Consider the following 15,368-nt stretch of genomic DNA (forward strand, 5'->3'; position numbering starts at 1 on the left):
ATGACTGCATACTCCGACGGCGGACGCACCATCCTGCCCGCCTACTACGGCGAATTCGGCGGCCAATTCGTGCCCGAATCGCTGCTGCCCGCCCTCGACCAACTCGAGCGCGCGTTTGTCGACGCATTCGCTGACGACAAGTTCATGTCCGAGTACCGCCGCCTCCTGCGCGACTACCTCGGCCGACCCACCCCGCTCACCGAGTGCCGGAACCTGCCGCGCACCGGCAAGGGCCGCATCTTCATGAAGCGCGAGGACCTCGTCCACGGCGGTGCGCACAAGACGAACCAGGTGATCGGCCAGGCGCTTCTGGCGAAGCAGATGGGCAAGACGCGCATCATCGCCGAGACCGGCGCCGGCCAGCACGGCACCGCGACCGCTCTCGCGTGCGCGCTGCTGGGCCTGGACTGCGTGGTGTACATGGGCGTGAAAGACATGGAGCGCCAGCAGCCGAACGTGTACCGAATGAGGCTGATGGGCGCCGAGGTGGTGGGCGTGGACTCCGGCTCCGGCACGCTCAAGGACGCGGTGAACGAGGCGCTGCGCGACTGGACCGCAACGTTCCACGAGTCGCACTACCTGCTCGGCACCGCCGCGGGCCCGCACCCGTTCCCGAAGATTGTGAAAGAGTTCCACCGCGTGATCTCCACTGAGGCGCGCGCCCAGATGCTCGAGCAGGTCGGCACGCTTCCCGACGCCGTGGTCGCCTGCGTGGGCGGCGGCTCCAACGCCATAGGCATGTTCGCGGACTTCATTGACGACGAAGGCGTGGAACTCATCGGCACCGAACCCGGGGGAGAGGGCTTCGGCGTGGGCAAACACGGCGCCGCAATCGCCGCCGGCACCGTGGGCATCCTGCACGGCACGAAGTCCTACCTCATGCGTGACGAAGACGGGCAGGTGGAGGAGTCCTACTCCATCTCCGCCGGCCTGGACTACCCGGCCGTCGGCCCCGAGCACGCACACCTGGCCAAGTCCGGGCGTGCGCAGTATGTGCCCGTGACCGACAAGGAGGCGCTCGAGGCGTTCCAGCTGCTCTCGCTCTACGAGGGCATCATCCCCGCACTCGAGTCCTCCCACGCCTTCGCGTACGCCTTGAAGCGCGCGGAGGAGGCGACGGAGCCGGTGAACATCCTCGTCTCCCTGTCCGGCCGCGGCGACAAGGACGTCGCCCACGTGCAAGAAACCCTGGCGCAACACCCCGATTGGAGAATCTCATGAGCCGCTACGAATCGACATTTAGCCGTCTTGCTGAGCGCGGTGAGGGAGCCTTCGTCCCGTTTTTGATGCTGGGCGACCCGAACCCGGACGCCATCCTTGAGATCGTCGACGCCGTGGTCGAGGGCGGGGCAGACGCCCTCGAGCTCGGTGTCCCGTTCTCCGACCCGGTCGCCGACGGCCCGACCATCCAGGCGGCGCACATCCGCGCGCTGGATTCCGGCGCCACGGTGGAGCGCTCCCTTGAGCAGCTCCGCACGATCCGGGAGCGCTACCCGGACCTGCCGATCGGCATGCTCATCTACGCCAACGTCGCCTACGTGCGCGGGCTCGAGCGCTTCTACACAGAGTTCGCCGAGGCCGGCGCCGATAGCATTTTGCTTCCCGACGTCCCCGTGCGCGAGGGCGGCCCCTTCTCCGAAGCAGCGACCGCGGCGGGCATCGACCCGATTTACATCGCCCCGGCGAAGGCGCGTGCGGAGGTGCTCGAGGGCGTCGCTAAGCACTCGCGCGGCTACATCTACGCAATCTCGCGCGACGGCGTCACTGGCGGGGAGCGCGAGGCCTCCGTCGACGGCCTGCGCCAGGTTGTGGATAACGTCAACTCCTACGGCGGCGCTCCGGTGCTCCTCGGCTTCGGTATCTCCTCGCCCCAGCACGTGCGTGACGCGATCGCGGCCGGTGCGACGGGCGCGATCACCGGCTCGGCGATTACGAAGATCATCGAGCGCTACACCACCGGCGAGCACCCGAACCCGCGTACGGTGACGGATATGGATTCGTTGAAAGCCGAACTCACCGCCTTCGTCCGCGACATGAAGGAGGCCACCCGATGACCTGCAACCGCCGCGTGTTCATGCTCGGCACCGCCACCACCTTCGCCGGGGCGTTCCTCGCCGCCTGCGGTGAACCACCGAGCGAGGACGTGGCCAAGACCGAGGTGCCCGTCGGTTCCGCCGTGATCCTGGACCGTTTCATCATCGCGCAGCCCACAGCGGGGGAGTACGTTGCCTACTCGGCCACCTGCCCCCACCAGGGATCCAAAATTACGCAGGTGCTTGACGACGGCACCGTCCGCTGCACCAACCACGGCTCCGTATTCGACATCGCCACCGGCGAAGCGATTTCCGGCCCCACCACCAACCCGCTCGTGGAGGCGACGCTGACCGAAAGCGGCGAGCAGCTCACCGTCGAAAGCTAGCCGTAGACTGGGCCGCATGCCCAAGCTGAAAATCGACCCACTGCTCGTCGGCATTTTCGCCGCCGCGGTCCTGGCGTTTATCGTGCCGGCCCGCGGCGGCTTTGCTGATGGGTTCGACATCGCTGTAAAACTCGCCATCGCGGCCCTGTTCTTCCTCTATGGCGCGCGCCTTTCCACGCAGGAGGCGCTGCGCGGCCTGACGAACTGGCGCCTACACCTGGTCATCCTGGGGTTCACGTTCCTCGCGTACCCGCTCATCGGTCTCCTCGCGCGCCCCACCACCGCATTCATTTCTCCGGAGCTCTACCAGGGCCTGCTGTTTATGACGCTCGTGCCGTCGACCGTGCAGTCCTCCGTCGCGCTGACCGGTATCGCGCGCGGTAATGTTCCGGGCGCGGTGGTCGCGGCTTCGGTGTCGTCGCTAGTAGGCGTGCTTGTCACCCCGCTGCTCGTGATGCTGCTCATGGGCGCAGGCGACGGCGTGCAGATCGACGCGTCCGTCTTCGGCGACATCGCGCTGCAGCTCCTCCTGCCGTTCGTCCTCGGCCAGGTGGCACACAACCTCGCTCCAAAGGTGGCGGAGCTTGCCAAATCCAAGGCCACCAAGATCGTCGACCGCGGCTCCATCTGGATGGTGGTCTACGCCGCGTTTTCCAAGGGCGTCGTCTCCGGCGTGTGGTCGAACATCTCCGTGTGGGAGCTGGTGTTCCTCATCGTCTTCGCGCTTGTGCTCGTGGTGGCGATGCTCTGGCTCACCGGCGCCATCCCCCGCGCGCTCGGCTTCCCGCGGGAGGACACCGTCGCCGTGCAGATGTGCGGAACCCAGAAGTCCCTGGCCACCGGCCTGCCCATGGCTTCGGTGATCTTCGGCGGTGGAGCACTGGGCGTCATCATCATCCCGCTGATGATCTACCACATGGTCCAGCTCGTCGTCTGCTCCGCGTACGCCTCGCGCCTGGCCACTGAGTAGGGTGTTTCACGTGAAACATTTCATCCGCATCCATTACCAAGTGCCCGAACTCGGCGGCGAGCTGCTCAACATCGCCGAGCTCGAGGAGATCTCCACCCGCGAGTGCACCATGGTCCGCATGATCGAACTCGACCCCGCCGAGCGCATCACCGGCATCTACGTCGACGGCCACGTCATCGGCCAGGCCAACCCCCCGATGGCCACGGTCCCGCACCCCGACACCTACGACGCCCTTGAGGGCATCACCGCCACCCGCCTCGCGGAGAGCGAGTTCGAGGCGCTTTGGGCAGAGGCCCAGGCAAAATTCATGTAGGGGAACGACCCTACAACACCACGTTCACCAAAACCATGTACAGCACGGTCCCGGTGAGAATCGACAGGTCAGCGCGCCCCCGCCACCGGTGCACCAGCAAAGTCAGCACCAGCGAAACCAGCGCGGCGGCCATCCTGCGCCAGTCGCCCGCGTAACCGGACATCGAGTAGACCACCAGCACCGTCATCACGCCGACGGGCATAAGCACCGCCAGGAAGTCGACCAGGGGGCTGCCTTTCAGCGTATTCAGGAACGCGAAGGGGAGTGCGCGCAGCATGAATGTCACAAGGCCGGCAGGGATGAGGACCGCAAGCACCATGCCGAGGGGGACGCCTTCTGGAAGACCCATGGTTACTTCGCCTTCCACGTGAGGGCGTCGTCAAGCTTTGGAGCCCAGAAACGCGCGACGATGATGCCGAAGTACGCCACCAGCGCCACGATCACCATCTGCGCCGGGAACAGCACGGCCGCGACGATCGCGATGCCACCTGCGAGCAGCGGGCCGGAGAAGTCCGGGTTCGCGCGGAATGCATCGAAGGCGAGGACCGCGAAGAGCGCGACGAGCGCGAAGTCCATGCCCTCTAGCTCGGGCGGGATAATCTGGCCCACGAGCGCTCCCACGATGCCGGAGAGCACCCACGAGAGCTGGATGAATCCCTCGATGGTCAGCACCCGCGCGCCCGTCACGGGCCCTTTGATGGTGGAGGCGACGGCGTAGGCCTCGTCGGTCAGCGCGTACGTGCTGTACACCTTCGGCACGACGCCGCGCACCACGTGGCGCGGGAAGGTCAGCCCGTAGAAAATGTGCCGAAAATTCACCATGAACGCCGTCACCGCGGACGCAAACGGGCCGACGCCGGTGAGCATCATCTCGATGGTGAGGAACTCCATCGAGCCGGCGAGAATCACCGTCGACACGATCGGCGTCCACCACCAGGCGAAACCGGCTTGCGTCATGAGCAGGCCGAACGCGAGCCCAAGCGGGACGAGCCCGACGGCGACCACCCAGGAATCCCGGAGCCCCAGCCGCACTCCTTGCGATGTTTCACGTGAAACGGCCACTAATTGTCCTCAACATCCGCGGGGAAGGTGGCGAAGAGGGGCAGGGGCATTGCTTGACGACGCATCACGTCCCCCCACAAATCCGCCCCCGCCGGAGCCACCACGTCCGAAGGCAGCGCGGGTGCGACGAACCAGTCGCCGCGCGCGATCTCGTCGTCAAGCTGCCCCGGCTCCCACTGCGCGTAACCGCCGAAGATGCGCATGCCCTCCAGCTCGCCGGCTACCTCCGAGGGGTGTGCCTGGAGGTTCACCAACACGAGGCGGTTGGCCAGGCGCGTGAAGTTCGGGTGACCCTCGAGCTCCACGTGGGTACCGGTCACTCCGAGACCCACCGCCGATTCCGGGCTCACCGGCCCGCCGATGTGCAGCGCCTGCGGTTTCGCGGCGAGCTCCGCCCACTCGGGAATGATGTTGGCCAACGCCACCTCGGAACGCTTGTTCAGCACTACGCCCAGGGTGTGGTCGTGGTCGTGCTCAATGACCAGCACCACGGTCCGCGCAAAGTCGGGGGAGTACATACCGGGCGCGGCGACGAGCAGCATCCCGGGTTCCGGCTCCACCCGCTCGAGGGCGTTGAAGAGCCGATCCGCGTAGAAGTACTCAGGCATTGTCACCCTCCTGTTGCTGTTGCCCTTGCTGTTCAGCCCACCACGCCTGCAGCTGCGCGACGGCTTCGTCGTGGTCCAACTCGCCGCGCTCCAAGCGCAGCTCCTTCATATACTTCCAGGCCTTGCCCACCTCAGGGCCCGGTTTCAAGTCCAGGATGCGCATGATCTCGTTGCCGTCCAAGTCCGGGCGCACCCGGGCGAGGTCTTCCTTCTCCGCGATCTCGGCGATACGTTCCTCAAGGTGGTCGTAGGTGCGCTGCAGGCGCGCGGCTTTCTTCGCGTTGCGCGTCGTCGAGTCGGCGCGCACCAGCTTGTGCAGCTTCGGCAGCAGGTCGCCAGCGTCGGTGACGTAACGGCGCACCGCGGAATCCGTCCACTGCCCCTCGCCGAACCCGTGGAAACGCATGTGCAGAAACACGAGCTGGCCCACGTCCTGGATCACGTGCTTCGGGTACTTCAGCGCCTTCAGACGCTTGCGTGCCATCTTCGCCCCCACCACCTCGTGATGGTGGAACGTCACCCCGCCGCCCTCCTTCGGCGCGCGGGTGGCCGGCTTGCCGATGTCGTGCAGCAGCGCCGCCCACCGCAACTTCAAATCCGGCCCCTCGTCCGGGTTCTCCAGCTCAGTGGCCTGGCGCAACACCGTCAGCGAGTGCGTGTACACATCCTTGTGCTGCATGTGTTCGTCGCGTTCCAGCTTGAGCGCCGGCACCTCCGGCAGGATGTACTCCGCCAGCCCGGTGCGCACCAGCAGGTCGATGCCCTCCCACGGCCGCGCGCCCAGCATGAGCTTGTCCAGCTCCGCCTGCACGCGCTCCTTCGTGATGCGCTCAATCTCGCCCGCCATCTCACGCATCGCGTCGAACACCCGCGGCGCCACCGTGAACCCAAGCTGGGAGACGAACCGGGCGGCGCGCAGCATGCGCAGCGGGTCGTCGCGGAACGACACTTCCGGCGCCTGTGGAGTATCCAGCCGCTGGTGCACCACGTCGTCCAACCCGTTTACGGGGTCGTGGAACTGCGGTGCCAATGAACCGTCGATAAGCAAAAGCTCCACTGCCATCGCGTTACAGGCGAAATCGCGCCGCACCAGGTCGCCCTCGAGCGTGTCGCCGAAGGTGACCTCGGGGTTTCGCGTGACGCCGTCGTAAAGATCGGCGCGGAACGTGGTGATTTCCACCGTCTCGCCGTGGCGGATCGCTGACACCGTGCCGAACTCGATGCCGGTGTCCCACACCTTCTCGCCCCAGATTTCCAGGATTTCCTGAATCGTTTCGGGGCGCGCGGAGGTAGTGAAGTCGAGGTCGTGCACAGGCCGGCCGAGCATCGCGTCGCGCACCGAGCCACCCACGATGTGCAGCGATTCGCCGCGCTCAGCGAACAGTTCCGCAAGGGGAGTGAGCAGGGGCGCATGCTTATCGACGACACCCTGCGCCCGCACCATCAAACCCGCAGGCGCAAGCGGATCGTCCGGGTCCGGCAGATCGAACAGTGGGGGATACGTTTCGGGAGTTGTCACCCAGCTCACGATACTCGGGTGCCCTACGCGGCCTCTTCAACGCGGGCCATGATGTCGGCGCAAAGTCGTTTCGCGATGTCCCACTCAACGAACGAGGAGGGTTTGAAGGACTTCTCGTGGAACGGGTTCGGCTCCGGGTTGTACTCCTCCGGGTCGGGGAACGGCGGCTCCTCCAAGTCCGGTTCCGGGGGCAGCGGTTCCTGGTAAAGCATTTCGGGGCGGAACTCGAAGACCATGTTGTATTCGTTCTCGAGCTCGCGGATCCGGGTTTCCGCGCGTGCGAGGTCCTGGTCCGTCTCGAATTCGTCGAGAATCGCGTGCCCTTTCGCGTTGAATTCCGCCGCGCGGTCACGGTTCGCGCACACGTTGGCCAGGCTGGAGCGCCACCGCGGGGTGGTGGGCGTGATTTGGTCGTAAAGCAGGCCGGTCGGCTCGACGATCAGGTACGTGCCGTCGCCGAAACACCAGACAATGTCGCCCGTGTGCGGGTCGGGGAAGTAAAACGCAAGCCGATCGGTCTTCCGGTTGTGGTGGTGCTGGCAGAGCGGGAAGAGGTTGTCCGCGGTTGTCGGCCCGCCATCCTCGTAAGGAATGCGGTGGTCGAGCTGGCAGTGCTCGGACGGCATCTGGCAGCCGGGGTAAATGCAGGTGCGATGCTTTGCGACGACTGCCGCCCTCATCTGCTCACTCGGCACATACCCCGCCAGCGTCTGCTCGGCTGCTTCGTCCAAGTCCACAATCTTGGTTGGTGTGCCTGCGAGCCAGCGCTCGATCTCGGCGGTGGTTTCCGGGTCGGTCCAGCCGTGGCCGGGGATGTACACCGCGTCACCCTCCACGCGGTCTTTCGGGGCGTAAATGTGCATAGTCACGTTCCCGGGGGCTGCGATCTCGCCGATGAGCAGCTTCACCGCCGCATCCGCCATAGTGATGCCGTGCTCGCGCGCGGCGCTGCGCAGCGACTCGCGCACGAGTTTGGAGGTGGCCGCGTTGGTGCTCAGGTCGATCTGGGAGCGCAACACACCGTCGGCGTGAAACTCGTTGAACGCGAGGACGTTACCGGCCGGCGTGCTGCGCTTCTCCTTTTTCTTCTTGTCGTACGCCCGCGACGGGTCGATCTTCTTGATCAGCTCACGGATCCGCTTCGTCACCGTGTTCTGCTTCGGCAGCGCCTGGTTGTTGCGCTTTGGGGTGAAGATATCCACCAGCAAGTCGTCGAAGAGATCGTAGACGTCCTGTTCGGCGTCGGGGCCGAGCTCGGCTAGCTCCACGTCGATAGCAACCAAATGCTCCATATTCAGCAAGCGAGTGTGGCGCTGCAGGCTGCGCAGGCGGGGCAACCGCTGCAGGCGGGTGAACGCGAGAAGCGCTTTGCGCACGAACGATACTGGCCAGCCCGTCGCAAACTGCATGCGATCAACCACCATGTCGAAGTCTTCCTCGTCGACCCCGGGTTCGGCATACGGCCAGAACATTTCCCAGTACGCATCGCGGACCGCTTGTGCCGCGGCGCTTTCCCCATCGGACTCGAGCTGCGTGCGGAAGCTCTTCTCCTGTAGTGCTGTGGCCATGAACCCCTCCATGTGTTGAATGTGCCACCGATATTAGTCGAACACGTTTTTGTTTGTCAAGAGTTTTATTAGGTTTATTGGTACTTTTTTAGTTCGTGTGTTCGTGGCCAAACGGGCTGAGCCATTCCGTCTGCGCGCACTATACAAAACGACCCAGACATAAAAACGCGTGTGTTCGAACGATGTTCGAACGCGCTGGAAACGCCGGGATAAGTACCACATCGCCTGCCGCGGCGGATAGCATGAAACGAATGAGTGAGAACACGCGGCCTGTTCCGGGCCCCTCCGCAGCCCGGGATGATTCCCAGGGCGGGTCCGGCGGGGGCGGGCAGCGTTCGCGCAAAGGCGGCCAAGGCAGGAAACGACGCCGGCGCCGCGGGTCGGGCCAGGGCGGCAACAACCGAGCCCACAACGGCCAGAGCCAGAACCAGAACCAGAGCCAGCACCAGAGCCAGCACCAGAGCCAGCACCAGAGCCAAAGTCAGGGCCACAACCAGAACGGCCAGAGCCAAGACCAGAACCAAAGCCAAAACAAGAACAAAGACAACAACCAGGGCCAAAACAAGAACAGCAAGAACAACAAGCACAGGAACAACCGAAACAAGAACAGGAACCGCAACCGGAATAACAACCGGAACCGGAACCGCTCGAACAACCGCAATAACCAGCGACGCCGGCCGCAGTACGAGCGGGAGCACGACTCGAACATCCCGACCCGCGACGAGACTTCCGCCGGCGGCCTAGTGGTCTCTGGCATGGCGGAGGCCGTGGGCAAGGACGGCAAGGTGGATATGAGCCGCATTTACGTGGCGCTCATTGGCCGTCTGGACCGGCGGGGCCGTTTGCTGTGGTCGATGCCGAAGGGTCACGTGGAGGACGGCGAGCACCAGTGGGTCACGGCCGAGCGTGAGGTGTGGGAGGAAACCGGCATCACGGGCGAGGCGTTCGACACGCTCGGGGTGATCGATTACTGGTTTGTCTCTGACGGGGTGCGCATTCATAAGACGGTGCACCACAACCTGCTGCGCTACGTCGACGGCGTGTTCAACGACGAAGACCCGGAGGTCACAGAAGTGACCTGGGTGCCCATGAGCGAGCTGATGGAGCACCTCGCGTACGCCGACGAGCGCAAGCTTGCCCGCATCGCCTGCGACCGCATGCCCGATCTGGCCAGGAAGGAAGCTGACGCCGGAAGGGCCACCCCGCGATGAGCCGCGCGATCGGGATCGCCGCCTCCGCGTTGCTCCTGGCCGCGCCGGCTGTGCCCGTCAGCCCCGACAACCCTGAGGTGGCGGAGGAATGGGTCAACCCCGCGGTGCGTCCCGGCGAGCAGGAGGTTGCGAAGGTCGAGCTGGTTGAGGCGCCCCGGGCGATCTCGGCGCACGACCCGTTGCGCATCAAGTTGCGGGTGACCAACCTTTCGGATGACACGCTGTCCGGTCTCGCGGTCATCCCTCGTCGCGCGCCCGCTGTGGGCTCGGTTGGCGAGCAGCGCGTCGCCGCGGTGGCGGGCATTGGGGAGTATCAGGTGATGGGGGAGGGGGTGAGCGTCGATAAGCAATTGCCCCCTGGCGAGTCCACCGAGCTTGAGCTGCAGTTTGGCGCGGGCGAGCTCGCGGTGGGCATCGGCACGTACCCGATGGGCATGCAGCTTATCGACGCCTCCGGTGCGACCCTCGACACCGATCGCTTCCACCTTTCCGTCCGCGGCACGCGCGACAACATCCGGCCAGCCGACCTGACTGCGCTGTACCCCGTGGCCGCGCCCGTTGACATCGTCCCCGGCGAGACTGGCGAGGCGCCCGAGGACCCGCCACTGGTGCTGAAATCCGAGCAACTGGCCGGCGAACTCGCCCCCGACGGGCGGCTGAGCAAGCTCGTTGACACCTACATCGAGGCCGCGCGCGAACCCGCCGTCGGCTACGCCACCTGCATGGCGCTCGACCCGGCGCTGGTGGACACCGTGGAGCGCATGACGCGCGGCTACACCGTGGCCGATGAGCGCGCCGCCGTGGTGGAGGAGCCGAAGCGGCTGCGCGACTCGTGGGGCTCGGAAAACGTCACCCGCGGGGTGGCGGGCACGGGCGCGGAAGACGCCAAAGCGTGGCTGGACAAGGTGCGCCAGATCTCCGCCACGGGCTGCACGATCGCGCTGCCGTGGGCGAACGCGGACCTCGGCGCCGTGGCCCGCACCGGCGACACCTGGCTCATGCGCGAGGCCGTGGAGCGCGGCCCCTTCGTCCTGCAGCGCGTCCTGGGGGCCACAGGAACCTTGAACGCCGTGGTGCCGGGCACCGGATACGTGGAGGACGGCACGGCGACGTCGCTGGGCTGGGCCGACCACTCCCGCTCCACAGTGGGTGAGCAGGGCATGCAGGCTGCCTGGGAACGCTCCCCGGTTGAGCAGGCGCCGGCAGGCGCGGACCAGAGTGCGCTGGAGCGCTCCGTGTTCACCGAGACCTCCGCAGCACCCGCTCCCGCGGAGCCGGTGCGCGTACTCGCCGCGCCTGTGGACGGCTTCGGCTGGATCGCGCCCGGAGTGATGGCGGTGGGCTACCAAGACTCGCTGGCGTCCGTGCTGGCGGCCACGGGGGAGCACCCGGAGACCATCGGCACCTCGAACCCGACGCTGCGCTTCGACTACACGCAGGATTCCAAAGCGGCGCGCGATATCTCCGCCGCTTCCGCGGTGCGCCTCGCGGTGCAGTCGCAGTGGGTGTCGGAGGACCAGGAAGAGACAGCGGAGAACGAGCAGGACCCGATCCTCGTGGTCCCGCCCGCCACCTGGGACGCGGACACCGCCGCCGCCGTACTGGGCACGGTTGCGGAGCTGGTCACTGGCGGCGCCGCCCGCGCGATGTCCCTCGGCGAGTACCTCACCCCGAAAGGCCCGGTTGCGCGCGCGAGCGCCTCCACGCCCTACCCGGACCCGGCGGCGTACACGGACGCGGAGTTGCTGCAGGTTACGCAACAGGCGGCGTTCACCAACGACATCGCGGCGCTCATGGTGCCCGACCCCGCCATCGCGCTGACCCGCTACGGCTTCACACTGCCGCTGCGCCGCGATCTGCTCACCGCACTGTCGGTGGGTAATCGCAGGGCATTATCGCTTTACGACGCCTCCGTGGCCACCACCAGCGACCGTCTCGCCGGCTCCCGCGACACACTCAACGAGCTGCGCGCCGCCGTGACACTCATCCCGCCGGGCAACGTGTACACGCGAACGTCGCCATCAAGCCCCCTGCTCATCGTCGCCCAGAACGGCCTACCGTTGCCTGTGGAGGCGGCGATTCGCTACACCGGCACCGACGGCGCCCGCCTGCACCTGCCGGGCACGCTGAAGATCCCGGCGCGCGGATCCGTGACCGTCCAAATGACGGCCGACCTCCCCGAGGAAGGCCGCGGCACCGACCTGGAACTCTTCCTCGCCGGTGGCAACGGCCAGCCGATCTCGCAGCCGGTGGGCATCACGGTTCGCACCTCCGCGCTCGCCGTCAACGGGTGGGTGCTCGCTGGCGGACTCGGCGCCGCCGGGCTGCTGTTCTTCCTGCTCGTGGGCCTGAGCCGCCGCCGGCGCGCCGGGCCACGCTCCACCGACCCGCCGATCAGGCCTGCCCGCACCAGCCATACAGCAACCCACCAACGTGAACGGAGCACCACGTGACAGAGCCGAACCTCAGGCGCCGCATCGTCGCCCCGGCCCCGCCCGCGCCGGTTCCGGAAAAACGCGAATCGAAGCCGGAGCCGCAGGATTCCGCAACCCCGGACAAGTCGCTGCTCACCACCAGCCCCAAGGGTGAAACCATCGCGGTAACCGCGCCCGTTTCCGACGGCACTGGGGGCACTGGGGGCTCGGGGGGCACAGAGGTGGTTCGCGCGACCGGCTCCATGGCGTTGGCCACGCTGATTTCGCGCATCACCGGGTTCATCCGCACCGTGCTCATCGGCGCGGCGCTCGGCGAGGTGGTGGCGTCCGCGTTCAACACCGCGAACACTCTGCCGAACCTGATCACGGAGATCGTCCTGGGCTCGGTGCTCACCGCGCTTGTGGTACCCGTGCTCGTGCGCGCGGAGAAGGAAGACCCGGACCGGGGTGCGGCGTTCATCCGCCGCCTGTTCACGCTCACGCTGACGCTGATGACGGTGGTCACCGTCGTCGCCGTGCTCGCAGCGCCGTGGCTGGCGGAGATGATGATCGACGAGGACTCGAAGGTCAACCTCGTCCAAACCACGTCGTTTGCCTACCTGCTTCTGCCGCAGATCTTCTTCTACGGCATGTTCTCGCTGTTCATGGCAATCCTGAACACGAAGGAACACTTCCGGCCCGGCGCGTGGGCTCCGGTGGCGAACAACCTGGTTTCCATCGCGGTGCTCATTGCGTACATGGCGTTGCCGGGGGCGTTGAACCCGGCGGCGCCGACGTCGATAAGCAATCCGCATGTGCTGCTCCTCGGCGTGGGCACCACCATGGGTGTGGTGGTGCAATGCCTCATCATGCTCCCCGCGCTGAGGAAGCTGGGCATCGACCTGAAGCCGCTGTGGGGCATCGACGAGCGGCTGAAGCAGTTCGGCGGGATGGCGGTGGCGATCATCACGTACGTGGCGATCAGCCAGCTCGGCTACATCGTGACCACCCGCATCGCGGCGAACGCGGACGCGGCCGCGCCCATCATCTACCAGCAGCACTGGATGCTGCTGCAAATGCCGTACGGCATCATCGGCGTCACCCTGCTCACCGCGATCATGCCGCGACTGAGCCGCAACGCAGCCGACGGCGACGACGAAGCCGTGGTCCACGACCTCACCATGGGCACGAAGCTGACGTTCATCGCCCTGATTCCCATCATCATCTTCATGGTGGCGATCGGCCCCGACATCGGCCACGCCCTGTTCGCCTACGGCTCCTTCTCCGACGAAGCCGCGCGCACCCTGGGCCTGACCGTCTCCGCCGCCGCCTTCACGCTCATCCCGTACGCGCTGGTCATGCTGCACCTGCGCGTGTTCTACGCCCGCGAGGAGGCGTGGACGCCGACGTTCATCATCGCCGGCATCACCGTGACGAAGGTGGTGCTCTCCGCGCTCGCACCCACAATCGCGCAGGAACCGCAGCACGTCGTGGTGCTGCTGGGCGCGGCCAACGGCTTCGGTTTCGTGGCCGGCGCGCTCATCGGCGCGTTCCTGCTGCGCCGCAAGCTGGGCACCCTGCAGGCCCGCTCGGTGCTGCACACCTCCGTGTGGGCCGCCGTGGCCGCGCTCGTGGGCGTCGCGGTAGTGCTCGTCGTGCGCTGGCTGGTGCCGGCGCCCACGAGCGCGCTCGGTTCCTTGCTGATGGTCGCGCTGCTCGGCGTGGTGTTCCTCGCCGTGACCGGCCTGGTGCTTTCGCGCTCGAAGCTGCCCGAGGTGCAGAACCTCGGCGCGGCCCTGCAGCGCATCCCGGGCATGGGCCGCTTCATCAAGGCGGACGAGGACAAGGCGCTCGAGGTGGGCGAGGTGGACCCGCGCGACGTCTCCGCCCAGTTCCTCGGCGCCGACACGTTCAACGCCTCCCCGGTACCGCCGCCCATGTCGGCCGGTGTGGTGCGCGGGCCGCGTCTCGTGCCCGGCGCGAGCGTGTCCGACGGCCGCTTCCGCCTCATCCGCGAGCACGGCGCCACCTCCGGCGCGCGCTTCTGGCAGGCCCGCGAGGTGGCCACCGGGCGCCAGGTTGCGCTCACCTTCGTGGACACCAACGGCGCCGCCCCGATGGCGCCGGCCACCCCGCGCGAGGCCGCCATCCAGGCCGCGGGCGTGGCGCGCCGCACGAAGAAGCTGGCCCGGATGCAGCTGCCCGCGGTGGCGGACAACGTGGAGGTGCTGTCGTACCGCTCCGGCGCGCTCGTGGTGGCGGACTGGGTCGAGGGTTCCTCCGTGCAGGCGGTGACGGGTTCGGAGCAGACGTTGCACACGGAAGCCGTCGCAAATGCGCTCGCGCCCCTCGCCGAAGCACTGGCTGCCGCGCACGAGGCGGGCACCCCGCTCGGGCTGGATAACCGTCAGCGCCTGCGCATCGACCGCGAGGGCTACGTGCGCCTCGCGTTCCCGGCGGTGCTGCAGGACGCCTCGCTGCAGCTGGACGCGGAGTCCTTCGCGGGCGGCCTGAAGCAGTTCACCAGCAACGTCAGCTCGGACGCGCTGGCGGAGCTCACCGCCACCGTCGCCGAGCGCACCGAGGCCGGCGAGATGACCCCGCAAGATTACCGCGACGTGGAGGCCCGCCTGCGCGAGGTGGCCAACCTGCCTGAACACGTGGAGCCCATCGAGCCGGTTGTGGACGAGCCGGAGGAGGAACCCCAGGCCATCCGCGGCGGTTTCGGCGCGCGCCGCTACGGCCCGGTAACTATCGGCCTGCTCACCGCGGTGGCGGTGGCGGCGATGGTCGGCGTCGGCGTGCTGACTACCTACCTCGTGGACTTCGTCTCGGGCGACGACCCTGCGCCCACCGAGCCCCAGGCCACCACCACCGAAGCCCCGCGCCCCGCGGTGATCATCGGCCCGCTGCGCGGCGGCGAGGCGGTGGACGGCGACCGCTCCACCACCTGGGAAGCGCCGCGCCCCGCGCGCCTCGTGCTTGAGCCCGAGGATGGGTCCAGGTTCACGGTGGAGCAATTGCTTATCGACGCCCCCTCGGACACCGGCACCTACCAGCTCTACGGGATCCCCGCGGATTACGAGGGCCCGCTGGAGCCGGCCCATCTGCCACTGCTCGCCGAGGGCAAGTTCAACACCCGGCAGGTCTCCGCGGACATTCCGGCCCGCAGACTGCTCCGCGGCGCCGTCCTCGAGCTGCCGGCCGGGGCGGAGGAGCCGGAGGACGTCACCATCGCCGAAGTTTCTCTGGTGGGGCACACTCGCGAACGCTAAGCAAGGAGA

The 15,368-nt window shown here is 67.0% G+C and carries 13 protein-coding genes; 8 read left to right on the forward strand and 5 right to left on the reverse strand.

The window, feature by feature from the left end; genetic code table 11:
* Genes trpB through HWX32_RS10935 form a run of 5 tightly spaced genes read left to right on the forward strand, consistent with a single transcriptional unit; the run spans position 1 to position 3,702 of the window.
* Positions 1–1,221 (forward strand): tryptophan synthase subunit beta, encoded by a 1,221-nt coding sequence (trpB, locus tag HWX32_RS10915; RefSeq protein WP_175935893.1) that lies wholly within the window; start codon positions 1–3, stop codon positions 1,219–1,221.
* A complete protein-coding gene (gene trpA, locus HWX32_RS10920) occupies positions 1,218–2,054 on the forward strand; it encodes a tryptophan synthase subunit alpha (protein WP_075469493.1) in 837 nt (278 codons plus the stop codon). Before trpB ends, trpA begins: the two co-directional genes overlap by 4 nt.
* Complete coding sequence (locus HWX32_RS10925; RefSeq protein WP_075469492.1) at positions 2,051–2,419, forward strand: Rieske (2Fe-2S) protein; 369 nt, start codon at positions 2,051–2,053, stop codon at positions 2,417–2,419. Before trpA ends, HWX32_RS10925 begins: the two co-directional genes overlap by 4 nt.
* Before the next feature lie 16 nt (positions 2,420–2,435).
* The gene (locus HWX32_RS10930) at positions 2,436–3,389 is read left to right on the forward strand and encodes a bile acid:sodium symporter family protein (protein ID WP_175935894.1); all 954 of its coding nucleotides are present in this window, start codon (positions 2,436–2,438) and stop codon (positions 3,387–3,389) included.
* A 10-nt stretch (positions 3,390–3,399) separates the two neighbouring features.
* A complete protein-coding gene (locus tag HWX32_RS10935; protein WP_242648346.1) occupies positions 3,400–3,702 on the forward strand; it encodes a hypothetical protein in 303 nt (100 codons plus the stop codon).
* A 10-nt stretch (positions 3,703–3,712) separates the two neighbouring features.
* On the opposite strand, the gene HWX32_RS10940 is transcribed toward HWX32_RS10935, so the two are convergent.
* The 5 genes from HWX32_RS10940 to HWX32_RS10960 all read right to left on the reverse strand — a co-directional run bounded on the left by HWX32_RS10940 (position 3,713) and on the right by HWX32_RS10960 (position 8,459).
* Positions 3,713–4,051 (reverse strand): branched-chain amino acid transporter permease, encoded by a 339-nt coding sequence (locus tag HWX32_RS10940; RefSeq protein WP_175935895.1) that lies wholly within the window; start codon positions 4,049–4,051, stop codon positions 3,713–3,715.
* 2 nt (positions 4,052–4,053) lie between these two features.
* Positions 4,054–4,734: an AzlC family ABC transporter permease gene (locus HWX32_RS10945; RefSeq protein WP_175935896.1), complete on the reverse strand. Its 681-nt coding sequence runs from the start codon at positions 4,732–4,734 to the stop codon at positions 4,054–4,056.
* Positions 4,735–4,763: 29 nt separating this feature from the next.
* Positions 4,764–5,372: a YqgE/AlgH family protein gene (locus HWX32_RS10950; RefSeq protein ID WP_175935897.1), complete on the reverse strand. Its 609-nt coding sequence runs from the start codon at positions 5,370–5,372 to the stop codon at positions 4,764–4,766.
* Positions 5,365–6,816, reverse strand: coding sequence for a CCA tRNA nucleotidyltransferase (locus HWX32_RS10955; protein WP_175935920.1), 1,452 nt, complete (start codon positions 6,814–6,816; stop codon positions 5,365–5,367). The genes HWX32_RS10950 and HWX32_RS10955 overlap by 8 nt, the downstream gene beginning before the upstream one ends.
* A gap of 98 nt (positions 6,817–6,914) precedes the next feature.
* Positions 6,915–8,459: an HNH endonuclease signature motif containing protein gene (locus HWX32_RS10960; RefSeq protein ID WP_175935898.1), complete on the reverse strand. Its 1,545-nt coding sequence runs from the start codon at positions 8,457–8,459 to the stop codon at positions 6,915–6,917.
* Positions 8,460–8,710: 251 nt separating this feature from the next.
* Here HWX32_RS10960 and HWX32_RS10965 point away from each other — a divergent pair, with 251 nt between their 5' ends.
* The 3 genes from HWX32_RS10965 to murJ are packed head-to-tail and all read left to right on the forward strand — an operon-like array spanning position 8,711 to position 15,359.
* Positions 8,711–9,670, forward strand: a complete 960-nt coding sequence (locus tag HWX32_RS10965; protein ID WP_175935899.1) for an NUDIX hydrolase — start codon at positions 8,711–8,713, stop codon at positions 9,668–9,670.
* A complete protein-coding gene (locus HWX32_RS10970; RefSeq protein ID WP_175935900.1) occupies positions 9,667–12,123 on the forward strand; it encodes a hypothetical protein in 2,457 nt (818 codons plus the stop codon). The genes HWX32_RS10965 and HWX32_RS10970 overlap by 4 nt, the downstream gene beginning before the upstream one ends.
* On the forward strand, positions 12,120–15,359 hold the full coding sequence (gene murJ / locus HWX32_RS10975; protein ID WP_175935901.1) for a murein biosynthesis integral membrane protein MurJ: 3,240 nt from the start codon (positions 12,120–12,122) through the stop codon (positions 15,357–15,359). Before HWX32_RS10970 ends, murJ begins: the two co-directional genes overlap by 4 nt.
* The last annotated feature ends 9 nt before the right edge of the window (positions 15,360–15,368 follow it).

It is taken from the genome of Corynebacterium sp. Marseille-P4321, assembly GCF_903645305.1.
Classification (GTDB): Bacteria; Actinomycetota; Actinomycetes; order Mycobacteriales; family Mycobacteriaceae; genus Corynebacterium.